Source organism: Parasphingorhabdus sp. SCSIO 66989, from assembly GCF_032852305.1.
GTDB lineage: Bacteria > Pseudomonadota > Alphaproteobacteria > Sphingomonadales > Sphingomonadaceae > Alterisphingorhabdus > Alterisphingorhabdus coralli.
In genome coordinates this window covers 962,266-985,626 of the sequence record NZ_CP136594.1, presented here as the reverse complement: position 1 = coordinate 985,626, position 23,361 = coordinate 962,266, and the positions used below count along the sequence as shown (strand labels likewise).

Annotated in this window: 28 protein-coding genes; 19 read left to right on the top strand and 9 right to left on the bottom strand. The window is 57.6% G+C overall.

Translation table 11 applies throughout. The features are described 5' to 3' along the window. Entirely contained in the window at positions 1-180 is a 180-nt protein-coding gene (locus RB602_RS04555) for a hypothetical protein (RefSeq protein ID WP_317083367.1), read from the bottom strand. A gap of 138 nt (positions 181-318) precedes the next feature. Here RB602_RS04555 and RB602_RS04550 point away from each other — a divergent pair, with 138 nt between their 5' ends. The 12 genes from RB602_RS04550 to RB602_RS04495 all read left to right on the top strand — a co-directional run bounded on the left by RB602_RS04550 (position 319) and on the right by RB602_RS04495 (position 9,812). Continuing rightward, complete coding sequence (locus RB602_RS04550) at positions 319-1,080, top strand: class II aldolase/adducin family protein (RefSeq protein WP_317083365.1); 762 nt, start codon at positions 319-321, stop codon at positions 1,078-1,080. Between the two features lie 113 nt (positions 1,081-1,193). Next, the gene (locus RB602_RS04545; RefSeq protein WP_317083363.1) at positions 1,194-1,757 is read left to right on the top strand and encodes a (2Fe-2S)-binding protein; all 564 of its coding nucleotides are present in this window, start codon (positions 1,194-1,196) and stop codon (positions 1,755-1,757) included. A gap of 71 nt (positions 1,758-1,828) precedes the next feature. Next, positions 1,829-2,179 carry an arsenate reductase (glutaredoxin) gene (gene arsC / locus RB602_RS04540; protein WP_317083361.1) on the top strand — a complete coding sequence of 117 codons (351 nt, stop codon included), beginning with the start codon at positions 1,829-1,831 and terminating at the stop codon, positions 2,177-2,179. A gap of 185 nt (positions 2,180-2,364) precedes the next feature. Further along, positions 2,365-3,474 (top strand): alpha/beta fold hydrolase, encoded by a 1,110-nt coding sequence (locus tag RB602_RS04535; protein ID WP_317083359.1) that lies wholly within the window; start codon positions 2,365-2,367, stop codon positions 3,472-3,474. Positions 3,475-3,558: 84 nt separating this feature from the next. After that, complete coding sequence (locus tag RB602_RS04530; RefSeq protein WP_317083356.1) at positions 3,559-4,290, top strand: ParA family protein; 732 nt, start codon at positions 3,559-3,561, stop codon at positions 4,288-4,290. A 397-nt stretch (positions 4,291-4,687) separates the two neighbouring features. Then, on the top strand, positions 4,688-5,137 hold the full coding sequence (rpiB, locus tag RB602_RS04525) for a ribose 5-phosphate isomerase B (RefSeq protein ID WP_317083354.1): 450 nt from the start codon (positions 4,688-4,690) through the stop codon (positions 5,135-5,137). Continuing rightward, entirely contained in the window at positions 5,134-6,435 is a 1,302-nt protein-coding gene (gene glyA / locus RB602_RS04520) for a serine hydroxymethyltransferase (RefSeq protein ID WP_317083352.1), read from the top strand. The genes rpiB and glyA overlap by 4 nt, the downstream gene beginning before the upstream one ends. A gap of 239 nt (positions 6,436-6,674) precedes the next feature. Next, on the top strand, positions 6,675-7,079 hold the full coding sequence (locus tag RB602_RS04515) for an SEL1-like repeat protein (RefSeq protein ID WP_317083351.1): 405 nt from the start codon (positions 6,675-6,677) through the stop codon (positions 7,077-7,079). A 637-nt stretch (positions 7,080-7,716) separates the two neighbouring features. Beyond that, positions 7,717-8,091, top strand: a complete 375-nt coding sequence (locus RB602_RS04510) for a zinc ribbon domain-containing protein (RefSeq protein WP_317083349.1) — start codon at positions 7,717-7,719, stop codon at positions 8,089-8,091. 51 nt (positions 8,092-8,142) lie between these two features. After that, entirely contained in the window at positions 8,143-8,580 is a 438-nt protein-coding gene (locus RB602_RS04505) for a zinc-ribbon domain-containing protein (protein ID WP_317083347.1), read from the top strand. Between the two features lie 9 nt (positions 8,581-8,589). Further along, positions 8,590-9,051: a transcriptional regulator NrdR gene (gene nrdR, locus RB602_RS04500; protein WP_317083345.1), complete on the top strand. Its 462-nt coding sequence runs from the start codon at positions 8,590-8,592 to the stop codon at positions 9,049-9,051. Continuing rightward, on the top strand, positions 9,048-9,812 hold the full coding sequence (locus RB602_RS04495) for an RNA methyltransferase (protein ID WP_317083343.1): 765 nt from the start codon (positions 9,048-9,050) through the stop codon (positions 9,810-9,812). The genes nrdR and RB602_RS04495 overlap by 4 nt, the downstream gene beginning before the upstream one ends. A gap of 135 nt (positions 9,813-9,947) precedes the next feature. On the opposite strand, the gene RB602_RS04490 is transcribed toward RB602_RS04495, so the two are convergent. Then, positions 9,948-10,259 carry a chorismate mutase gene (locus RB602_RS04490; RefSeq protein WP_317083341.1) on the bottom strand — a complete coding sequence of 104 codons (312 nt, stop codon included), beginning with the start codon at positions 10,257-10,259 and terminating at the stop codon, positions 9,948-9,950. Positions 10,260-10,508: 249 nt separating this feature from the next. Here RB602_RS04490 and rpsD point away from each other — a divergent pair, with 249 nt between their 5' ends. After that, on the top strand, positions 10,509-11,123 hold the full coding sequence (gene rpsD / locus RB602_RS04485; RefSeq protein ID WP_317083339.1) for a 30S ribosomal protein S4: 615 nt from the start codon (positions 10,509-10,511) through the stop codon (positions 11,121-11,123). Positions 11,124-11,299: 176 nt separating this feature from the next. On the opposite strand, the gene RB602_RS04480 is transcribed toward rpsD, so the two are convergent. Continuing rightward, on the bottom strand, positions 11,300-12,088 hold the full coding sequence (locus RB602_RS04480; protein ID WP_317083337.1) for a response regulator: 789 nt from the start codon (positions 12,086-12,088) through the stop codon (positions 11,300-11,302). Positions 12,089-12,357: 269 nt separating this feature from the next. On the opposite strand from RB602_RS04480, the gene RB602_RS04475 reads away from it, so the two are divergent. Together RB602_RS04475 and RB602_RS04470 are read left to right on the top strand one after the other, a co-directional pair. After that, entirely contained in the window at positions 12,358-12,594 is a 237-nt protein-coding gene (locus RB602_RS04475) for a NepR family anti-sigma factor (RefSeq protein ID WP_317083335.1), read from the top strand. 59 nt (positions 12,595-12,653) lie between these two features. Beyond that, positions 12,654-14,306: a sensor histidine kinase gene (locus RB602_RS04470; RefSeq protein WP_317083334.1), complete on the top strand. Its 1,653-nt coding sequence runs from the start codon at positions 12,654-12,656 to the stop codon at positions 14,304-14,306. Here the strand turns inward: RB602_RS04470 and tgt are convergent. Next, positions 14,288-15,421, bottom strand: coding sequence for a tRNA guanosine(34) transglycosylase Tgt (gene tgt, locus RB602_RS04465; protein ID WP_317084415.1), 1,134 nt, complete (start codon positions 15,419-15,421; stop codon positions 14,288-14,290). The genes RB602_RS04470 and tgt overlap by 19 nt on opposite strands. Before the next feature lie 175 nt (positions 15,422-15,596). Between tgt and RB602_RS04460 the strand changes: the two genes are divergently transcribed. After that, on the top strand, positions 15,597-15,932 hold the full coding sequence (locus RB602_RS04460; protein WP_317083332.1) for a BufA1 family periplasmic bufferin-type metallophore: 336 nt from the start codon (positions 15,597-15,599) through the stop codon (positions 15,930-15,932). Positions 15,933-15,996: 64 nt separating this feature from the next. On the opposite strand, the gene queA is transcribed toward RB602_RS04460, so the two are convergent. The 5 genes from queA to RB602_RS04435 form a co-directional block, all read right to left on the bottom strand. Continuing rightward, complete coding sequence (gene queA / locus RB602_RS04455) at positions 15,997-17,046, bottom strand: tRNA preQ1(34) S-adenosylmethionine ribosyltransferase-isomerase QueA (protein ID WP_317083330.1); 1,050 nt, start codon at positions 17,044-17,046, stop codon at positions 15,997-15,999. Positions 17,047-17,078: 32 nt separating this feature from the next. Continuing rightward, positions 17,079-17,798: a peptidylprolyl isomerase gene (locus tag RB602_RS04450; protein WP_317083328.1), complete on the bottom strand. Its 720-nt coding sequence runs from the start codon at positions 17,796-17,798 to the stop codon at positions 17,079-17,081. A gap of 112 nt (positions 17,799-17,910) precedes the next feature. Next, entirely contained in the window at positions 17,911-18,420 is a 510-nt protein-coding gene (gene coaD / locus RB602_RS04445) for a pantetheine-phosphate adenylyltransferase (protein WP_317083326.1), read from the bottom strand. A 2-nt stretch (positions 18,421-18,422) separates the two neighbouring features. After that, positions 18,423-19,343 (bottom strand): polyprenyl synthetase family protein, encoded by a 921-nt coding sequence (locus tag RB602_RS04440; protein WP_317083324.1) that lies wholly within the window; start codon positions 19,341-19,343, stop codon positions 18,423-18,425. Between the two features lie 149 nt (positions 19,344-19,492). After that, positions 19,493-19,747, bottom strand: a complete 255-nt coding sequence (locus RB602_RS04435; protein ID WP_317083322.1) for an exodeoxyribonuclease VII small subunit — start codon at positions 19,745-19,747, stop codon at positions 19,493-19,495. Between the two features lie 123 nt (positions 19,748-19,870). On the opposite strand from RB602_RS04435, the gene RB602_RS04430 reads away from it, so the two are divergent. The 3 genes from RB602_RS04430 to RB602_RS04420 all read left to right on the top strand — a co-directional run bounded on the left by RB602_RS04430 (position 19,871) and on the right by RB602_RS04420 (position 23,349). Further along, a complete protein-coding gene (locus RB602_RS04430) occupies positions 19,871-20,557 on the top strand; it encodes a hypothetical protein (protein WP_317083320.1) in 687 nt (228 codons plus the stop codon). 71 nt (positions 20,558-20,628) lie between these two features. Further along, positions 20,629-22,881: a phosphoribosylformylglycinamidine synthase subunit PurL gene (purL, locus tag RB602_RS04425; protein ID WP_317083318.1), complete on the top strand. Its 2,253-nt coding sequence runs from the start codon at positions 20,629-20,631 to the stop codon at positions 22,879-22,881. A 132-nt stretch (positions 22,882-23,013) separates the two neighbouring features. Continuing rightward, the gene (locus RB602_RS04420) at positions 23,014-23,349 is read left to right on the top strand and encodes a DUF6122 family protein (protein WP_317083316.1); all 336 of its coding nucleotides are present in this window, start codon (positions 23,014-23,016) and stop codon (positions 23,347-23,349) included. Positions 23,350-23,361 lie beyond the last annotated feature (12 nt).

Below are 23,361 nucleotides of genomic sequence, written 5' to 3'. Positions count from 1 at the left end.
TCAAAATATCTTTATGCCGGGGCGATGCACCTCGGCGATGGCAAAATCAAAATCATGTTTGTGCGCAATTCGCTGTATATCGCCAAAAAGCGGCATTGGATTAAGCGAATCACAAACAGCCCGCATGACGAGCAGCGGTCCGTAAGCGGCGCGGCTTACAGCAATATAGGCATTTTTCAAGCCTTTTCCACCCTGAGTGCCGGAAAGTCGCTGGATTTAGCGCCTATCGTAAGGCTGGATATGGTTGCCGCGCTCTGATGCTTGTTCTAGAGTCCGCCGCAATAATTTACCAGCACACGCGATAATGGAGAGTTCGCCATGGCCACAGCAATCAAGCCCACCACCGAAATGTCCACCGATGAGCGCGAGGCGCGCAAACTGCTCGCCTCCTGCTACCGCGTCTTTGACATGATGGGGTGGTCGGAGATGATCTATAACCATATCACGCTGAAAGTGCCGGGCGAGGATGATGCCTTTCTGATCAATCCCTATGGCCTGCACTTCTCGGAAGTTTGTGCCTCCAATCTGGTCAAGATCAATTCCGAAGGTGAGACGCTGGATGGCTCGCTCTATCCGGTCAACAAGGCGGGCTTTGTCCAGCACAGCATGTTCCACAAGGAACTGCCCGATATGCACTGCATCATCCACACCCACACCACCGAGACCATGGCGGTCAGCGCTTTGGAAGGCGGATTGCAGCCGGTGAACTTCTATGCCTGCAACTTTATTGGCCAGATTGCCTATCATGATTTTGAGGGCGTGACGGTGCGCGAAGAAGAAGGACCACGCCTCGCCGCAGCGCTGGGCGACAAACGGATATTGATGCTGAAGAACCACGGGCCTGTCGTGCTGGGCCGCACCCTGCCCGAGGCGTTTATCACCTATTGGGCGCTGCAACGCGCCTGCGAAATCCAGCTTGCCACTTTGAGCATGGGCAAGCCGATCACGGTGCCGCAGGACGTCATCGACGTGCACCAACGCGACCTCAGCCAGGTGCAGCTCCCCGGCGGCCCGGGCGCGCCCGATTTCGCGGCGATGGTACGGCTGGTGGACAAGATCGATACCAGCTGGCGGGATTGATCTTCGCAATTACTGGCTACTACACCGTTAGCCCTGAGCCTGTCGAAGGGCGTTTCTCCACTTGAGAGGCGGGCTTCGACAAGCTCAGCCCTAACGGTAAAGTAAGTGCATCAATGACCAAACTCACCGTCAATGACCGCCCGGTCGAATATCGCATGGACCCGGAGACGCCGTTGCTCTGGGCGCTTCGCGATGCGTCCAATCTGACCGGCACCAAATATGGCTGTGGCAATGGCGATTGCGGCGCGTGCATCGTCGATATTGACGGCACCGCAATCCGTTCCTGTCTGGTGACTTTGGCCGAAGTCGAGGGGCGGTTTGTTACCACCATTGAGGCCTTGAGCCGCGATCGCAGTCATCCGGTGCAGCAGGCGATGGTCGCGGAACAGGCGATTCAATGCGGCTTCTGCACCCCTGGCATCGTTATGGCTGCATCGGCGCTGCTCCGGCGCAATGACCGGCCATCGGACGCAGATATTGACGAGGCGATTCAGAATATCTGCCGCTGCGGCGTCTATCCGCGGCTGCGCGAGGCGATCAAGCGCGCTGCGCGTGTCGCACGGCGCGAGGAGCGCATCTCCGCCGCGCCGCCGCCGGGAATCTCGCCTGCAGATGCGGCTGAAGCCGTGCCTTCCCTCACCGCACCAGCGCCCACACAGAACGAACCGACCGAATAACCGATTCCCCCGTTGCATGGCCTGCCGTGGCAGCATAAACAAAGCCCAGAATGGATATAGGGGAGCAAGATATGAAAGCCACGATCTGGCACAATCCGAAATGCGGTACATCGCGCAAGACATTGGCTATTCTGGAGGAACAGCCGGATGTTGAGCTGACGGTCGTACAATATCTGAAAGACCCACCGACACGCGAGAAGTTGGCGCAGCTTTACACAGACGCCGGAATCACACCGCGCGAGGGCTTGCGGGTGCGTGGCTCTCCGGCGGAAGAGCTGGGCCTGACTGCGGAGGGTGTATCGGGAGATGCGATACTGGACGCCATGGCCAAAGAACCGATCCTGATAGAGCGCCCTCTGGTCGAGACCGAAAAAGGTGTTCGCTTGTGCAGGCCACAGGATGTCGTTCTCGAGATACTCTAAGAGATACCAACCACGTCGGCCCAGCGAAGGCGGGGCCACGGCTTTTTAGTGCACACTAAGCCACAAAGACACAAAGAGTCTTAAAGAAAAAATCCACCTTCGTGCCTTTGTGGCTTTGTGCGATAAAAAATTCAGCCCTGCCCCCGCCTGCGCGGGGGCGACAAGATGGGGAACGAGAAAATACCATGCTCAGAATTCTCAAATGGCTGGCCCTGCTCCTTATCGTTGCAATTATCGGCGTCGGCATATGGGCCTATGCGCCGGATCGCGATGTGGCCGAGCTGCGCGCCGAATATGGCGGTGAGCCATCGCAGTTCATCGCGCTGCCCAATGGCCAGACGGTGCATGTGCGCGATACCGGGCCGCGTGACGCGCCGGTGCTGCTGCTGATGCACGGCTCGGGCGCATCGCTGCACACATGGGACGGCTGGGCCGAAGCGCTGGAGGGCGATTACCGGGTTATCCGTTACGACCATGCCGGCCATGGCCTGACCGGCCCGCATGTCGCCAACGACTATAGCGCCGCCGCGCAGTCGGATATGGTGCATATGCTGATGCAGAATCTTGGTGTCGAGAGCTATATTGTCGCCGGGAATTCGATGGGTGGCCGCATTGCTTGGCATCACACGCTTGATCATCCCGAAGCGGTACGCGCGTTGATCTTGGTTGACCCTTCTGGCGCGCCGCAGCCGGATGATGCCACCCTGCCCATAGGCTTCCGCCTGGTACAGAGCGATGCGCTCAAGCCGATATTGGGTGTGATGACCCCGCGCAGCATTATCGCCGAAACGCTCAAAGGATCGGTCGCCGAACCGGACGCGATTACCGATGAACAGATTGACCGCTATTGGCACCTGCTCCGCTATCCCGGCAACCGCGAGGCGATGTTCAACCCCGGCACCGGCGATCCGGCACGCAAGCGCGATTCAGACCAGATTGCCAATATCACCGCGCCGTCGCTGGTCCTTTGGGGCGCGCAGGACACGCTGATCCCGGTGGAGTCGGCGCAATGGTTTGACGAGAAGCTGCCCGACAGCACCCTCGTCATCTATTCCGATCTTGGCCATATCCCGATGGAGGAAGACCCGGCGCGCACCGCTGGCGATGTCCGCGAATGGCTGATCGCCAAGGGTCTGGACATCATGCCGCCATCGCGAACACCGGCGGGGATTATGGGCGGTGCCGCAGAAACCGCGCGTGAAGCATGGACCGGAAGAAACAACGCCGATGACGATGCCGAAGACAATGCAGCAGCGAGCGAAGATGCGATAGAAAACACCACCGCCAATCAATAGGCCGTGAAATTAAGCAAATTTTGTATTATTACAGATTAATTACAAGAAGCTGTTTGCTTATCACATTCACGGAAAAGGACATTCATGACCACGATTGCGGTCTATAATCTGAAAGGCGGTGTCGGCAAGACCAGCACCGCCGTCAATCTTGCCTGGTGCTCGGCGCAGATGAGTTCACGGCGCACTTTGCTGTGGGATCTCGATCCGCAGGCTGCGGCTACCTGGCTGATCGGCAAGGACAAGCAGCTTAAGGACGAGGCGCAGGCGGTCCTCTCCAAGCGCGTCGATGCCGACAAGCTGATCCGCAAATCCACGGTCAAACGCCTCGACTTATTGGCCGCGGACGCCTCGCTACGCGGTCTGGACCGGATGTTTTTTGATCTCGGCAAAAAGAAGCGCCTCAAAAAACTGATCAGCGACCTTTCCAAAGACTATGACCGCATCATCCTCGATTGCCCGCCGGGCCTGACCGAGACCAGCGATCAGGTGCTGCGCGCCGCTGATCTGATCATCGTGCCGGTGATTCCCTCGCCGCTCTCCTATCGCGCCTTTATGGCGGTGCGCGATTATCTTGATCGGCAGGGCAGCAAACATGCGCCGATGCTACCGGTGCATTCCATGGTCGACCGCCGCCGCGCCATGCATTTGAAAGCGCTGGAGGATCATCCCGGCTGGCCGGTCATTCCCAGCACTAGCGCGGTCGAGCAAATGGCCAAACACCGCGCACCCATGGGTGCCTTTGCCCCATCCAACCCGGCGAGCTTGGCATTTCGGGAACTATGGCAGGGTATCGAGCGCAAGATCGCGACGCTCTAGCACGGCTTAATATTGGTTCCGTCACCCCGGCGCAGGCCGGGGTCCAGCCCGCTTATCGAGAATATCTAAAATCCGCGTTACCTTGCACGCCGGGTTAGACCCCGGCCTGCGCCGGGGTGACGTGGTTGGTTTAAGCAAGGGTCAGAAAGGCAGCGCTTGCCCGGCAGCAATCAGCGCTAATGAAAACAGCATGCACAGAGCAATCCGCACCCCGTCGGCTATAGACTCGGGCGCTATCGCATTCAGCATCGTGTTCTTCATCGCTAACATGCTCCCAAACTAGCCGCGAAATTGCTAACAAACTCTTAACCGCCATAAATGTGGACAGGCGGTCGCTTGCATCTGGCGAAGCAGAGCGCGATGCACTACATCACCGCTGAACAAGGGAGCCAGCCCCATGCGTCTTGCGATTTCTTCTGACCATGCCGCCAATGCGATGCGCGCCGAATTGTGCGCCTGGCTGAGTGAACAGGGGCATGAGGTCAGCGATCTCGGCCCGCCCGATGACAGCAGCGTCGATTATCCCGATTATGGCTATACACTTGCCGATGCGGTGGCTTCAGGAGACGCGGAATTCGGCATCGCCCTGTGCGGATCGGGCATTGGCATATCCATGTCAGTTAACCGCAACCCCGCCTGCCGCTGCGCATTGGTGAGCGAACCGCTCTCGGCCAGCCTCTCACGCGAACATAATGACGCCAATGTGATCGCCATGGGCGCAAGATTGATCGGCATAGAGCAGGCCAAGGCCTGCCTCACCGCTTTTCTGAACACGGACTTTGCCGGAGGCCGCCACCAGCGCCGCGTAGACAAATTAGGGTCACCACCCGAAGGAGCACCATCATGACCAGCCAGCCCGAAACCGATTTCCGCCCTGACGGATTTTTTGAATCCGGTGTCAGCACCAGCGATAGGGATGTCGCCGCCGCGATTGCATCAGAGCTGACCCGCCAGCAGAAACAGATCGAACTGATCGCCTCGGAGAATATCGTTTCCAAGGCAGTCCTCGAGGCGCAAGGCTCGGTCTTCACCAACAAATATGCCGAAGGCTATCCCGGTCGCCGCTATTATCAGGGCTGTGCACCATCCGACAGTGTCGAGCAGCTGGCGATCGACCGCGCAAAGCAACTCTTTGATTGCGCCTATGCCAATGTCCAGCCGCATTCCGGCGCGCAGGCCAATGGCGCGGTGCTGCTGGCGCTGATCAAGCCGGGCGATACCATTCTCGGCATGTCCCTGGATGCTGGTGGCCACCTCACCCATGGCGCCAAACCGGCGCAATCGGGCAAATGGTTCAACGCGGTGCAATATGGCGTGCGCGAGGACACGCATCTGATCGATTATGACGAGGTCGAGCGGCTGGCGCTGGAGCATAAGCCGCAGCTGATTATCGCCGGTGGTTCCGCCTATCCGCGCCAGATTGATTTTGCCCGTTTCCGCGAAATCGCCGATAAGGTCGACGCCTATTTCCAGGTCGATATGGCCCACTTTGCCGGTCTGGTCGCCAGCGGGCATCATCCGTCACCAATGCCGCATGCGCATGTCGTCACCACCACCACGCACAAAACACTGCGCGGCCCGCGCGGCGGCATGATCCTCACCAATGACGAAGCACTGGGCAAGAAGTTCAACAGCGCCGTCTTCCCCGGCCTGCAGGGCGGTCCGCTTATGCATGTTATCGCTGCGAAAGCCGTGGCCTTTGGCGAAGCACTACGCCCCGAATTCAAAAGCTATTCCGCAGCCGTCATCGAAAACGCCAAGGTGATGGCGGCGCGGCTGGAAGAACGCGGCGCGGCACTGGTTGCTGGCGGCACGGACACGCATCTGGCGTTGGTTGACCTGCGCCCACTGGGTATCACCGGCAAGGATGCTGATGAAGCGCTGGAGCGTGCGGGCATAACCTGCAACAAAAATGGCGTGCCTTTCGATCCCCTGCCTCCGCTCAAAACCAGCGGTATCCGCATCGGTTCGCCTGCAGGCACCACCCGCGGCTTTGGCCCGGCAGAATTCCGCGCCATCGCCGATATGATTGCCGATGTCCTCGATGGCCTGCGCGAAAAGGGCGAAGATGGCGATCCGTCAGTCGAAGCCGATGTCCGCGCACGCGTCGAGGCATTGTGCGATCGGTTCCCGATTTATAGCTAACTATTCCCCCTCCCCCTTGAGGGGAGGGGCCAATAATGACTCGCGCAAAGACGCTAGGGCACAAAGAGATCGCACCGAGTGCCGTCCCCCTTCGCGCCTTTGCGCCTTTGCGCGAGAATATTCCCCTCCCGTTTACGGGAGAGGTTAGGGGTGGGCCTGTCACGCCGAAGGTTCAGAGTAAATGTAAACAAACCCCCACCCACATTGCCGCACCCGCACACAGCCCCTGTCCTCGCCCCATGGCCCATCCCTTCCCCAAGGCCAGCCGCATTACGGCATTGCTGGCGTTGATCACCGCCACGGCCTGCGCCGCACCCGGGGAGTATTACGGCATAGACCTCACCGCCCCGACACTCACCGATGAAGAGCGCACTATCCAGTCGCTCGCCAGTCGAGCTAAGGCAGGCGACAAGAAGGCGCAGCTTGATCTGGGCATACGCTTTGAAGAGGGCCGCGGCGTGCGCCAGAACCGCAAAACCGCGCGCAAGCTCTATTCTCAGGCGGCGAGAGATACTGGCGGGCTTATATGGGTCTACTCACCACCTGTCGGCAATGGTACCCAAGGGCGCGTTATCCCGCTGGATACCGGGCCGAAACAAGTGGGTTTAACCGAGGCCAAGCGGCGGTTGGAGGGGATGGAGTGAGATTGAGATGGCAATCTACTCGGCCCTCATAACCGGCAATGTGTCCTACGCGCTCAATCGCTGCTAAACTCGCTCCGGCTATTTCTTATCTGTTAATCTGATGCGGCGATTTTGGCGCGGATTGATGAAAACTGTCACCCTATGCTGGCGGAGGTATTTCCGAGACAAAATGGCTCTTTCTCAATGCTATAGCGGGAACGTATCCGCTGATTGGCCAGGGTGACAGGCTGTCACTTGTGTCACCTTTTGTTGGGTTTGTCCGCTATCGCTCCCCTCCTCCTTTAGGGGAGGGGCAGTGAGACTTAGTGACACTGAGCTTGTCGAAGGGGAGCTTAGTCGCAGCGGGGTGGGGGTCCTCCACTTGCGCTGTGTTTATGGATAGCCCCCACCCCAACCCCTCCCCTGGGGCCGCAGGCGAGCGAAGCTCAACGGGAGGGGCGAATTATCTCGCACAAAGGCGCTAAGGCACGAAGACGTTAAGAACTTGGTGCTATACCTTGGTGCCTTAGCGCCTTTGCGCGAGAATATTCTGCCGAAGAGAAAGGGACTTGGCACGACATACCCCCTTCCCGCTTCGACAGACGGAGTTGACTTTTCAGCGTATTATCACGATAATACACAGTGAAGGAGCGTAAACATGGCACAGACCTGCAACAATTGCAGCGCGGAGCTGGAAGACGGCATGAAATTCTGCCCGCATTGCGGCGCGAAGACGCCGGAGCAGATCCACGCCGAAAGTATTGTCGAGCAGACCAAACATTATGTCGGTGAAGCGGCCGAGGAACTTTGGGGCGCAACCAAAGATGCGGCCAAGGAAACCTATAAGCACGGCAAACACATTACCGATATGGATTCGGCCAAGAAGCTGGCCGGCGGCGCGGCATTGGGCGCGGCGGCTGGTTTGATTGCGCCGGTGGGCGTGGCCGCAGGTGCCGCGATCGGCGCCGGCGTCGTCGCCTATCGCCACATATCGAAAAAACAGGAAGAGGAAGAAGAGAAAAAGAAAAAATAAGCTTCTCACCTTCATATCTTTTGGGCAAGGGATAGCCACAAGGATAGACAGATGGATTTTGAACAATGCACCGCATGTGGTGCGACCGTGGAAGCCGGCATCAAATATTGCACCAATTGCGGCGCACCGATGAGCGCGGCGGCGGATGACGGCTTTTTTGAGCAGAGCAAGCATTATTTCTCTGAAGCCGCCGATGAATTGCTCGGCGCGGGCAAGGATGCCTGGGAAGGCGTCAAAAGCGCCAATGGCAAGAAGATCGCCAGCGGCGCCGCTATCGGCGCGGTTGCAGGCGCGGTGCTGCCAGTTGTCGGCCTTGCCACCGGGGCTATTGCAGGCGCGGGCATTGTCGCCTATCGGCAGGCACAGAAATTGTCATCCGGCGGTGACACACCCAAAGCGCCTGCGAAAAAGCCTGTTGAGGAAAAGCCCAAAGCGGCAAAATCAACCGGTACCCGCAAGACTTCTGGAAGCACCGCCAAGAAGAAGTAGCCCGCCTCTATGCGCTGTCCTTTTTGCGGTCATGAAAACAGCCAAGTAAAGGACAGCCGTCCCACAGAAGATGGCAATGCGACGCGTCGCCGCCGCCAGTGCGAGAATTGCGGCGCGCGCTTTACCACCTTTGAGCGCATCCAGCTGCGCGAGATCATGATCGTCAAAAGCGCCGAGCGGCGCGAACCATTTGATCGCACCAAGCTGGAGAATTCCATCACCCTGGCCTGCCGCAAACGCGATGTCGGTCCGGAGCGTATTGACCAGCTGGTTTCGAGCATTCAGCGCCAGTTGGAAACCAGCGGCGAATCCGAAATCCCGTCACAGAAAATTGGCGAGATGGTGATGGACGGCCTGCGCCAGCTCGACAGCGTTGCCTATATCCGCTTTGCCAGCGTCTATCGCGATTTCAATGAAGCACGCGATTTTGAAGAATTTGCCGCCAATGTGAAAGATGTCGGTCAGGCATGAGCGATATGGACGTGAGTGCGGGTAAAAATGCCCCGATCATGGTGCTTGTTCGGCCGCAATTGGGCGAGAATATCGGCAAGGCCGCGCGCGCCATGCTCAACTTCGGTCTGACCGAAATGCGACTTGTCGCGCCGCGCGATGGCTGGCCCAATCCCGACGCCGGCCCGGCGGCTTCGGGCGCGGATCAGATATTGGCCGATGCAACGGTGCATGAAACCGTCGCCGATGCGGTCGCCGATTGTTCGCATGTCTTCGCCACTACGGTACGCAAGCGCGGCGTTACCAAGCCGGTGCTCGACGCGGAACAGGCCGCCGCAGCTATGGCTAGCGAAACGGGGCGCAGTGCGGTGTTGTTCGGACCAGAACGCTCGGGGCTGGAAACCGATGATGTCGCCCTCTCGCGCTCGATCATCACCATTCCGATCAATCCCGAATTCGGCTCGCTCAATCTGGCACAGGCGGTGATCTTGGTCGCCTATGCCTGGTCACGCACTGAGCCGGGAACCCGGACTCTGGCACAGCCAACACGCGGCGATGATGAAGCTGAGAGCATGACACCGGCACCGCAAGAAGAGCTGGAAGGCATGATAGAGCATCTGTTCGAAATGCTCGACAAGCGCGGCTATTTCTTCCCGGAGGACCGTATTCCGGCAACACAAAGAACGCTCCGCACGCTGCTCACCCAGCCCGGATGGAATAGCGGACAGGTGCGGACCATGCGCGGTGTATTGAAGCATCTGGAGCGTGTGCCGAGGGATTGACCCCTTCCTCCCCGTTTACGGGGAGGGGGACCAGCGAAGCTGGTGGAGGGGGTGGGCCATCTGGCAAAACGCAAGCGGATATCCCCCTCCGTCAGCGCTTCGCGCTGCCACCTCCCCGCAAGCGGGGAGGACTATTTAGCTTCGCAGTTTATCCCATTTCTCAAATTCATAGGCGATCGACGCCTCGACCAGCCGCTCCCAGAAATCTTCTATCAGCGCCACCGGAACACCGTTTTCCAATGCACGTGCCTTGGCATTGGCGATCACCTCCGCCTTGCGCGTCTCATCGCGCACGGTTTCGCGGTCGGTTTTGATCCGCGCTGCAGCAGACATATAGCCAAAACGCCGGGTCAGCAAATCAACCAGCTCGGCATCAAGCGCATCCACCCCGGCGCGCACATCGGCCATGGTTTCGCACTGTTCGGGATCGCGGATGTCTTTGCTCATAAATCTTCCGGCGGATTTCTTGTAGTGTGGTCATTCCGTTGCGTGGCAGCGCTAACGATAATCGCAGGGCATGGCCAGCCTATATTTAGCCCAGAGCAACATTGACATTGCCCTTATTCTCGGTCATAGGCCGCGCTTCGCAATTGGCTCCGCACCCCGGTGAAGCGGCAGCCGCGCCAGATATAGGCCCGAAAAGCCCTGATCTGGCGGTGCGTTCCGGGAACATAGTAGCAAATTGGAGCATGAAGCATGTCAAAGCGCACGTCCGCTAAATATAAACTTGATCGCCGCATGGGCGAGAACATTTGGGGTCGCCCCAAATCCCCGGTTAACCGTCGTGAATATGGCCCCGGCCAGCATGGTCAGCGTCGCAAGAGCAAGCTGTCCGACTTTGGCCTGCAGCTGCGCGCCAAGCAGAAGCTGAAAGGCTATTATGGCGACGTGACCGAGAAGCAGTTCCGCCGCGCCTATGGTGAAGCTGCCAAAATGAAAGGCGATACCAGCCAGAATCTGATCGGCATTCTTGAGCAGCGTCTCGACATGATCGTCTATCGCGCCAAATTCGCACCGACGATCTTTGCCGCGCGCCAGATCGTCAACCACGGTCACATCCTCGTCAATGGCGAGAAGTGCAACATCCCGTCGCGTCGCATCAAGGTCGGCGAAGTTATTGGCCTGAGCAAAAAAGCACAGGAAATGGCGCTGGTTATCGAAGCACAGGGCCTCGCCGAGCGTGACATTCCTGATTATGTCGTTCCCGATGGCACCGACAAGGTGACCTTCAACCGCATCCCGACGCTGGATGAGGTGCCTTATCCGGTGAAGATGGAACCCAATCTGGTCGTCGAATTCTATTCGCGCTGATCCATTCCATCAGACAAACAAAAAAGGGCGGCTCCAAGGGCCGCCCTTTTTGTTTGGGGATCGTTATCATCTAGCGCGTCATTGCGAGCACAGCGAAGCAATCCAGAGCGTCCCGTGCTGCTCTGGATTGCCGCGTCGCTGCGCTCATCGCAATGACGATTTAAGCATTTAAAAACTCAGACCTGATGGAAGAACAGCGCCTGCGAAATCGCGGCGCGGACCGTATCGCGCTGAAATGGTTTGGTGATTAGGAAGGCCGGTTCCAACTTCTCCCCGGTAAGCAGCCGCTCCGGGAATGCGGTGATAAACACCACCGGAACATTGGTGGAGCCCAATATATCGGCCACCGCATCAATGCCCGAACTGTTATCGGCCAGTTGAATATCCGCCAAAATAAGCCCCGGCTCATCCTTTTCAGCCAGCGCAACCGCCTCATCGCGAGTTACGGCAATGCCCGTCACATCATGGCCCATATCCTCGACAATCGTCTCAATATCCATCGCGATTATCGGCTCATCTTCAATGATCAGAACGCGCGTGCTGATCTGTTTGTCAATCTCGGCCAGCGCCTCATCCACCAAACCGGAAATCTCGGTCTCATCACGTTCCATCAGCAGCGCTGTATCAGCATGGGAGAAGCCCTCCATCGCCGTCAGCAACAACGCCTGACGGGCTTCTGACGGAATGGCGACCAGCCGCTTACGTGTCACATGTTCGCGCAGATCGCTGCTCGGCTCCTTGTTATCCTGCGCGCCGTCTTCACTGGTCGAGGCCCATATCGCCTGAAATGTGCGGTAGAGGCCGAGCTTCACCCCCATATCGCGCGGAAACTGCTGGGGCGCTTCGACAATCGTTTCCAGAGTCGATTTGACATAGGCATCGCCCGCCTGCTGTTCCCCGGCCAGTGCCCGCGCATAGCGGCGCAGAAAGGGAAGATGCGGTGCAAGCTCTTGGCCAAGGGACATAAAACAATAAACCTCTCACTATGCCCAATCGGGCCAATTCTTCCCTTTGAATGGTATGCCAAAGGCGATTTTGCAAGTCCCCCTGAGGCTTCTGTTCGCAAAGGGAACCTTCTGTAGAACGGTGTGTTTAACCCATATGTTACCGCGAAATATGTATAGTGGAGACTATACGGTTCCGGCTGTGGAAATTTATGATATAAAAAAGGTGGAGTGTTGCGTAACGGGAAACACGGACTATATCGCCTTTTCGGTTGAATTTGAGCAATAATATGGCGCGCAAAACAGGGAAAAACGGTAAGACCGGCGTCGACAATGGCACGCATGATGCCGTTGGCGGCGTGACCCCGGATAATGACGCCATCGCCATGGGCAGCATGGGCTGTCAGGCCGAATATTCTTCCGACAATGATGAATTGATCGGTGAGGCACTAAAGTCCGTTTATCGCCAGACTGTCGAGGAAGCACTTCCCAGCGAGTTTCAGGATTTGCTCGACAAGCTGAACTGATATTCCTGCAGCGCATCACCGCATATCGGAGTAACACCCTGACAGGACGATAGTTTTTGATGACACAATCCCCCGAATCCGGATGGGTTTCCAGCGATGAATCGCCCACCCGGTCGACTGGGTGGAAGCTGTTTGTCATCCTGCTGGTCGCGCTCGCACCGTTGGCGCTTATCGCCTATCTGGCATCCGAACAGATAGAAAGCTCCGAGGAAGCGACACGTCGTGACGCTGCGGCCAGCGCCGCCAATCTGGGCGCGCTTCGGGTTAACAGCGCGCTCGATAGCCAGCGCGCAATTCTGCTGCGTGCGGCCAATCTCATCGCCATGGATGGCGACCCGGACCTGATCTGTGCCGATCTGAAGCAGGAACTCAGCGTCGATGCCCGCGACAGAGTCATGATCTTTGCTGATGGCAGCGGCGAGCCTCTATGTGGCCTGAACGGACCGGAGGGCGATATTCGCCAGGCCATGCTGTCCAATAACAGCAATGGCGTGACCTTTTTGCCCGATCATGGCGGGCTACTTGTCGCCTGGCAGGGACGCAGCGCCGAGAGCCGGGCGATTGCCTTTTACAGCAATGACGATCTGGTCGATATTGCCGATCCGGCGGGCACCATGCCGCTGGTGCATGTCGAACTGCATCAGGATAATAAGAGCCTGACGCTTAGCGAACTGCCGATGCGCAACAAGGCGCATCTCGGCGACCATATCAAGGCACAGCCGCAAATTGCCGGGCTTGATCTCACCGTCAGGCTGCCGCGTGAGCGCAAAAGTTCGTCGCAATATCTTATCCGCATCATCCCGTTTATGATGATTTTGGCGGCTGCTGTGATCGGCTGGCTGGTGGTGACCCGCATGCTGGTGCGACCGATCCGGCACTTGCGCAACAAGATGCGCAGCTTTGCCCCCGGCAGCGAGGTTACGCCGATGCGTTCTGAATCGATGATAGCACATGAAATCCTTGAACTCGACGACGTATTCAGTCGCCTCGCTACCAAAGTACGCACCGACAAACAGGCGCTGGCTGATGGTCTGGATGAGCAGGTGAAACTGACCCGCGAGGTGCATCACCGGGTCAAAAACAATCTCCAGATTGTCGCTAGCTTGCTCAGCCTACATGCGCGGGGCGCGCAGAACGACGAGATTGCCCGCATCTATGCCTCGATCCAGCGTCGGGTGAATGCGCTGGGCGTGGTGCATCGCCACCATTTTGCCGATACCGAGGCTAGCCATGGCATCGCACTGCGCGATTTGATTTGCGAGGTGGTCACCAGCTTTCGGGCGCATAGCAGCAAGGACAATCTTGATGCACGCACCAGCCTGAAAGTTGAACCGGCGCAGGTGGATCAGGATGTTGCCATGCCGATCGCCTTTTTGCTCACCGAGATTCTCGAACTAATCCAGAATAGCGATGCCGATGGCGACATTACCATCACGGTAAACAGCGAGGGCGCGGATGACGGCTTTGCTCATCTGACCATTGCCTCGCCTACGCTGGGCGAGAACCCGATGCTTGATGCGATGCTCGAGGGCGGGGTTGCGAAGATTCTCCAAGGCCTGTCACGCCAGTTGCGTGCCCGGCTGGAGCAGGACCGGGAAACAGGCCGTTTCAGCCTGCCGATCCGCCTGTTCGGCACACCGGCAACCGAGCGTCACAGCGATATCTCTGCCTCGGTTGCCGCCGCACGTGCCGGTCAATCTGCTGACAAATAGCGGTCGAGAAACGCCTTGTGGAAAGCGGCAAAGCGCCCTTCGGCAATGGCATCGCGGATTTGCTGCATCATATTCTGATAGAAGCAGATATTATGCTGGGTCATCAGCATCGCGCCCAAGATCTCTTTGGAACGGATGAGATGGTGTAGATAGGCACGGCTGTAATTCTGGCAGACAGGGCAATCGCAATTTGCATCCAGCGGACCAAGATCCTCGGCATAACGGGCATTGCGGATATTGAGCGGTCCGGTGCTGGTAAAGGCCTGTCCATTGCGGCCCGACCGCGTCGGCAATACGCAATCAAACATATCAACCCCGCGCGCCACCGCGCCGATAATGTCATCAGGCTTGCCGACGCCCATAAGATAGCGGGGACGGTCATCGGGCAATTGCTCGGGGGCATAATCGAGCACACCGAACATCGCCTCCTGCCCCTCACCTACTGCCAGGCCGCCAATGGCATAGCCGTCAAAGCCGATCTCGATAAGCTGCTCGGCCGATTGCTGGCGCAAATCCTCAAACAGCGCGCCCTGCTGGATGCCGAACAGTGCGGCGCGTTCCGCATGCTCCTCGCCCGCATCAAAGCCGTCGCGCGACCGCTTGGCCCAGCGCATCGACATCGCCATAGACCGCGCGGCTTCTGTATGGTCAGCGCCATTGGCTGTGCATTCATCAAACGCCATAACAATATCCGAACCCAGCAACCGTTGTATCTCCATCGACCGTTCCGGGCTGAGCATATGGCGCGAGCCATCCAAATGGCTTTTAAAGGATACGCCTTCCTCGGTCACTTTGGTGAGATCGGACAGGCTCATCACCTGATAGCCGCCGCTATCGGTCAATATTGGCCGGTCCCAGTTCATAAAACTATGCAGTCCGCCTAATCGCGCCATGCGCTCCGCACCGGGGCGCAGCATCAGATGATAGGTATTGCCGAGAATGATATCCGCCCCTGCGGCGCGCACATCATCGATCGTCATCGCCTTGACCGTGGCGGCGGTGCCGACCGGCATAAAGGCAGGCGTGCGGATGGCACCGCGGCGCATGGTCAGCGTGCCCTGACGCGCCTTGCCATCGCGGGCTTGGATGGAAAAAGAAAATCGCGGTTGCATGATGAGCAGGCCCCTAGAACGCCCATGACCGCGGGTCAATCTCGGCACATGAACGAGAAGATGTCGGTACCGTAACGATAATTGACCTGAACTCGCAATTCTGCAAATTTACATTCAGCATTCTGGCTATAATGCGAGTCTGCATATGAGATGGTGAGTAACACCCTGGGAGACGAGAATGACGAAGACCACCCATATGGGATCAATCGCAGCTTCAATGCTTGCAGCTGCATCACTGGCCGCTTGCTCTGGCGGTGCGCCAAGTGGCGAAGAGGAAGCGGCTTCGGGTGAAGCGGAATCCGCTGAAGTGGCCAAAGCCGAAAAAGAGAAATGCTATGGCATTTCGCTCGCAGGCAAGAATGACTGCGCAGCGGGTCCGGGTACGTCATGCGCTGGTACCTCTAAGGTCGACTATCAAGGCAATGCCTGGAAATATACTGATGCCGGCACTTGTGCCGATGAAGGCGGTACGCTGGAGCCTCAGGACAATGATGATCCGGGTGTTCCTGCGTAATTCGCAGACCATATGATTAAAGAAAAGGCGGCCCAATCGGTCGCCTTTTTTTATTGCTACCAGCTTAACTTTCATTGGCCGCCGGGTTCACCCATAGCAGCGAAGAATCCCCATAGCTGTAGAAGCGATATTTCTGGGCAATGGCATGGGCATAAGCCGCTTTCATTGTTTCCAGCCCGGCAACCGCGCTGACCAGCATGAACAGGGTTGAACGCGGCAGATGGAAGTTGGTCATAAGCGCATCAATCATGCGGAAGCGATAGCCCGGCGTGATGAAGATATCGGTGTCGCCGCTCCATGCCGCGATATGACCATTGTCATCCGCCGCACTTTCCAAAACCCTGAGGCTGGTGGTGCCGACCGCGATAATGCGTCGTCCTTCGGCCTTTGCTCTGGATAGGCGCTCAGCGACATCGGGCGCAATCTCGCCCCATTCGCTGTGCATCTCATGATCATCGGTATCATCGGCCTTGACCGGCAGGAATGTGCCCGCACCAACATGCAGGGTTACCGTTTCAGTCTGGATATCATGGTCACTGAGCGCCTGCATCAAACCCGGGGTAAAATGCAGCGAGGCGGTTGGTGCCGCCACCGCGCCTTCACGCTCGGCAAAGATGGTCTGATAATCATCCTTGTCCTTCTCATCGATGGCGCGCTTGCTGGCGATATAGGGCGGCAGCGGCATCGAGCCTGCACGTTCCAGCAGAATTTCCACCGGCTCATTACCGTCAAAGGCGAGCGTAAAGCTACCATTATCATACCGCGCTTCGGCAGTCGCGGTCACACCTTGGCCAAAATCGACCTGCTCACCGATACGCAGCCTTTTGGCGTTGCGGATAAAGGCTTCCCAGCGCCGGTCATCAATCCGCTTGTGCAGTGTTGCGCCGATTTTGGCATTGCCGCGACGGCCCTCAAGCTGCGCCTGAATAACCTTGGTATCGTTAAACACCAACACATCGCCCGCGCGCAATTGGCTCGGCAGATCGACGACCTTGCGATCGCTCAGCGTGCTATCCCGGCTGACAACGAGAAAGTTCGCCGATTCCCGAGGTTCTGCCGGGCGCAGTGCGATCAGTTCTTCGGGCAGCTCAAAATCAAACAGGTCAACCCGCATATGCCGCCCCCAATGCTGTTCGCGTTCATGCCTTAGCCGATAGGCGCGTTGAGATCATCCACGGTGATAACCGGTTCGTCATCCACAGGCTGTGCAAAATTGGGCATCGGCTTGTTCTGTGAAGCCAGGGACGCCTGAATAATCCGCGAAGGCTGAGCAGGCGGCTCGCCGCGATTGATCAGGTCAACATATTGCATGCCAGCCTTCACCCGACCGAAATTGGTATATTTGTTGTCGAGCGAAAAACGCGGATAGAACACAATAAAGAACTGGCTGTTGGCGCTGTTCGGATCATTGGTCCGCGCCATCGAGACACTGCCGCGCAGATGCGGGATGCGGTTAAACTCTTCTTCCAGATCGGGCATGCTAGAACCGCCCTGCCCGGTACCAGTTGGGTCACCGGTTTGTGCCATAAAGCCGTCAATCACGCGGTGAAAAACGATGCCGTCATAAAAACCCTGCTGTACCAGAGTCTGAATCCGCTCAACATGCTTAGGTGCAACATCCGGGTAGAGTTGGATCGTCACCCGGCCACCTGTGGATAGGTCAAGATGCAGCGTATTCGCAGGATTATCGCGCATTTCCTTGCGTTCTTCCGGGGTCAGCACAGGTGCGACTTCAACCTCTGCCGCCGTCTCGGCTTCTGCCTCGGAATCTTGCGCCAAGGCAGGGCTTGTCTGAACCGCCGCTACGGCCAGAACCGCGAAAATCATAACCCATACAGAATGCACTAATGCGGACGTCCGCAACATTGCCCTTATCTCCAAATCATCTGTTTGCGCCAAATAGCATGGCGGCATAATCGCCGCACGCGATGCGATAAGGCGGCAATGCTGTCAACTCTCTGAATAAGTTGTGCGAGCGTTAACTGCCTTTCAGACCCAATTCCGCAACCCGTGCTTCCACCTGCGCGCGCACAGCGGGGGTGACAAATTTGTCGATCTCACCGCCATAAAGCGCGATTTCCTTCACCAGCCGCGAGGCAATGGGCTGCAGTGATACATCAGCCATCAGGAAAACCGTGTCGATCCGGTCATTTAACTGGCGGTTCATGCCCGTAAGCTGATATTCATATTCGAAATCGGTGACGCCACGGATGCCACGAATAACCACCGATGCGCCCTGATCATCGGCAAAGTCCATCAACAGCGAGTTGAAGCCGACCACCTCAATATTGGCATTGTCCAGCGCCGCGACTTCGCGCCGCACCATATCCATGCGTTCATCATCGGAAAACATCGGCGATTTGCTGATATTGGTGGTGACCCCGATAATCAGCTTATCGACCAGCTTTGCGCCACGTTGGATGATATCCATATGGCCCAGGGTGATCGGGTCAAAAGTCCCCGGATAGACGCCTATGCGTTCAGTCATTCTTAGCGATCCCTCTCCACAATAAACCGCGCCAGCGCGCGCAGAACATCGGCCTCTTGCCCGAAGTCCTGCAAATGGCCCTCTGCCTGGTCGACCAGGAAAAATGCCTGTTCGCGCGCGCGTTCGACACCGAGCAGCGACAGGAATGTGGCCTTGCCTGCCGCCTCATCCTTACCCAGTGCCTTGCCCGCGAGTTCCTCATCGCCCTCGACATCAAGCAGATCATCGGCAATCTGAAACGCCAGACCGATATCACGGGCATAAGCGCGCAACGGACTGCGACCCTCATCGGGCAAACGGCCGAGTATCGCGCCCATTTCAACCGATACGCCGATCAATGCGCCAGTCTTCAATTGCTGCAAGCGGGTGACGGTGGCGAGGTCAAAATCTTCCCCATCCGCAGCCAGATCCATCATCTGTCCACCCGCCATGCCTGAGGGGCCAGAGGCGGTGGCCAGCGCAGTGACCAGCTCTACACCAACAAACGGGTCGCTATGCACATCGGGTGAAACCAACAGCTCAAACGCCAGATCATGCAGCGAATCCCCGGCCAGAACCGCTACATCTTCGCCAAAGGCCTTGTGAACCGTCGGCTTGCCGCGGCGAAGATCATCATCATCCATGCAGGGCAAGTCATCATGGATCAGCGAATAGACATGGATTGCCTCCACCGCAGTAGAAGCCAGCAAAGCCGCATCGCGATCCACCCCGAAAAGCGATGCGGTTTCGGTCAGCAGCAAGGGCCGCACCCGCTTTCCGCCACCAATAGCCGCATGACGCATCGCCTCGAACAAAGGCGCACGGGCATCATCGGGGACCGGCAATATCCGGTCGAAAACCGCATCAATATCTTCAGCAATAGCGCGAAAAGCGTCGGGCAATGGTGATGAATCAGGCGATAGTGATGATGGTTGATCCGTCATATGTCCCCGCTTCTCATACCCCGCAAAATCTCTAGCAACCTAAAACCGTTAGCCCTGAGCCTGTCGAAGGGCGCCTCTCAGTTTCGCGCTTTACCTGAGAAACGGGCTTCGACAAGCTCAGCCCTAACGGTGTTAATTAATTTCCTTCATTAATCCAGCGGCTCAGTACCCAACTTGCCATCGGCACCGACGGTGATCTTCTCGATCCGGCTTTTGGCATCATCCAAACGCTGCTGGCAATGGGTTCGCAGCTTTTCACCCAGCGTGTAGAGCGTGATCGAACTGTCCAGCGACGCTTCGCCGCTTTCCAGCTGGCGCACCACATGCTCCAGCCTGCCCAGAGCATCCTCGAAACTCAGCGCCGCAATCGCCGCATCATCCATCTGCAAATCATTCTCTGTCATAGACCTATGCTTTGACGGGCGCGCGGGTCCGGGTCAAGGGCTGGCAAATGGCGCCATGTAATTTGCCTTAACCGGCATTGCATGCATAGAATGCATCAAACCACAAATGCAGGGGGAGCATGGATGTTTATTGGCCATTACGCGCCTGCTTTTGTCGCAGCGGCAATTGCGGCTCGCGAAGATCAGGGAGCAAAACGCCGCATCGGCCTCGGCACCATGTTTATCGCTGCCCAGCTTGTGGATTATGGCTTCTTCGGACTGGCGCTTGCCGGGATTGAAAAGATGCGCATTTCACCGGGTATTGCGGTGATGAATGCGATGGACCTGTACCATTATCCGTATACGCACAGCCTGGTTGGGACGTCGCTATGGGCAGCAGGTTTTGGGCTGTTGGTCATGCTATTTGGTGGAAATCGTCGCGGCGCGCTATTGGCGGCCTTGGTGGTGGTATCGCATTGGTTCCTCGACCTAGTTGTGCATGTGCCTGACCTCACTCTGCATGGCCATGATCCTACATTGGGGTTGGGTTTGTGGAATCACCCGGCAATTGAAATTCCGCTCGAATTGGCGCTCTGCTTTGGTGCGTTTCTCTATTATATCATGGCAACACGGCCCGATCAGGCCAGCGCGAAAAGCGCCTGGATCGCGCCACTGGTCCTGGCAGTCACGCTGCTGGCGTTGCAGCTCTACAACTGGTTCGGCCCGCAACCTGAAGCCTATGACCCCGCAATCGCGGTTACTTCGCTGTTCGCCTATACCCTGCTCACTGCGCTCGCATTGTGGGCTGCACGAGGGCGAACGGTCAGATAATCGGGGATTACCGCGCCTGCAGCGATCATCCCCTCTGGCCCTTGCCAGCGTGACTCGCTAGAGCGCTTTGCATGACCCAGACTCAGCCTGCACCGTCGCCTGAAATCACCCCGGACATTGTCGCCGAACATGGCCTGAAACCGGAAGAATATGATCGCATATTGAACGCATTGGGCCGCGCGCCCAATCTGGTTGAACTGGGTATCTTCTCGGTGATGTGGTCGGAGCATTGCTCTTACAAATCCTCGCGGATTCACCTGAAAAAACTGCCGACTGAAGGGCCCCAAGTGATTTGCGGACCGGGCGAAAATGCCGGTGTCGTCGATATCGGCCCCGGGCCCGATGGCAAACCGCTGGCGGCGATCTTCAAGATGGAGAGCCATAACCACCCGAGCTATATCGAGCCCTATCAGGGCGCGGCGACCGGTGTGGGCGGCATTTTGCGCGATGTCTTCACCATGGGCGCGCGGCCGGTGGCGCTGATGAATGCGCTGCGTTTCGGCTCGCCCGATCATCCCAAGATGAAGCATCTGGTCAAAGGCGTGGTCGCGGGCATTGGCGGCTATGGCAATTGCGTCGGCGTGCCGACTGTCGGCGGCGAGACCAATTTTGACCCGGCCTATGACGGCAATATCCTGGTCAACGCCATGGCGGTGGGTATCGCCGAGCAGGACAAGATTTTCTATTCCGCCGCCTCGGGCGTTGGCAACTCCATCGTCTATGTCGGCTCCAAAACCGGCCGCGATGGCATTCATGGCGCGACCATGGCCAGCGCCGAGTTTGACGAGGACAGCGAGGAAAAGCGCCCGACGGTGCAGGTCGGCGATCCGTTCACCGAAAAGCTGCTGATCGAGGCCTGTCTCGAGCTGATGGCGACCGATGCGATTGTTGCGATTCAGGATATGGGCGCGGCGGGGCTGACCTCCTCCAGCGTTGAAATGGCGAGCAATGGCGGCGTCGGTATCCGCCTCAATCTCGACCATGTGCCCCAGCGCGAAACCCATATGACCGCCTATGAGATGATGCTCTCTGAGTCGCAGGAGCGGATGCTGATGGTGCTCAAGCCCGGCCGCGAGGACGAGGCCAAGACGATTTTTGAAAAATGGGAGCTTGATTTTGCGGTTATCGGTGAGGTCACCGATACCGGCCATATGGTGCTGGAGCATCTGGGCGAAGTGGTGTGCGATATCCCGCTCGCACCGCTGGCCGATGATGCGCCGCTTTATGATCGCCCGCATGTGCCGACCAAACCCGCCGAGCCGCTCAAGCCCGGGGACATCCCCGAAAGCACCGATATCGGAGCAGACCTGTTGAAACTGATGGCCAGCCCCAACCTCGCCAGCCGCCGCTGGATATGGGAGCAATATGACCATCAGGTGATGGCCGACACGGTGCAGAAACCAGGCGGCGACGCGGCGGTGGTGCGCATCCACGGTACCAATCGCGGCCTCGCCATCACCACCGACTGCACCCCGCGCTATGTGCATGCCGCCCCCTATGAGGGCGGCAAACAAGCCATTGCCGAAGCCTATCGCAACCTGATCGCCGTCGGCGCGAAACCGCTGGCGGTGACCAACTGCCTCAATTTTGGTAACCCCGAACGCCCGGAGATTATGGGCCAATTTGTCGGCGCACTGCAGGGCATGAGCGAAGCCTGCAAGGCACTCGATATGCCGATCGTGAGCGGCAATGTGTCGCTGTATAACGAGACGACCGGCCCGGACGGCGTGCCGCGCGCGATCCTGCCGACGCCAGCGATTGGTGCGATTGGATTGATTGAAGACCTCGACCGGATGATAACTATGGGGTTTAAGGATGAGGGTGATGTAATATTCCTCATCGGCCACAAGGAAGAGGTAACATTGGATCAGTCGCTCTGGACTGAGAAAATGATAGGGCAAGGTAAGGGAATAACACCAAAAACCGACCTCGATTTTGATCGGCATCTCGGTGACATCGTCACCGGCTTGATTGCAGATGGCATCTTAACGTCTGTGCACGATGTTTCCGATGGCGGAGTGCTGGTTGCAGCCAGTGAGATGGCACTGGCTAGCGGCATAGGCTGCCAGTTCTACGGGAACACAAAGCCGACCTTCTGGTTCGGTGAAAACCAAGGACGATATCTGGTTACGTGCAAGCAGGAAGATGCTGATACGCTGGAAAACAAGCTGCATGAAATGAATGCGCATCCGGAACGATTTGGTATCGTCGTGGGAGATACCATCGAAATAAAAGACTACGGAAAAAGCATACTAGCACAAATTTCTCTAGCCGACCTTCGCGCCGCGCATGAGAGCTTTTTTAGGGACTGGATGGAGGATTAGACCTCTTCGTCATCCCGAACTTGTTTCGGGATCTCAGGCCATTCAGCGCAGACGCAGGAGATGCTGGAACGTAGTCACCGCAGGTGAAACAAGTTCAGCATGACGAGTTTTAGAGACGGTTGCGTTATCCCAATGCTCCAACCCATCCTCCATTATTCCGGTCACTTCCTCGCGCCCTTCCTCATCGCATGGCTCCTCTGGCGCAATGCCGATGACTCGCGCCGCTGGTGGTGGGCTGCGCTTATCATGCTCGCCACCATCGCCATTGATCTCGACCATCTGCTCGCTGATCCGATTTTCGATCCCAATCGCTGCTCCATCGGCTTTCATCCGTTGCACACCATCTGGGCCGCCTTGGTCTATGCCGCACTGTTGCTGGTGCCGCGCTGGTGGGTGCGGGCTATCGGGCTGGGGTGTCTATGGCATCTGGTGACCGATTGGGGCGACTGCGCTATGCAGGTTTGGTAAAGACATAATGGA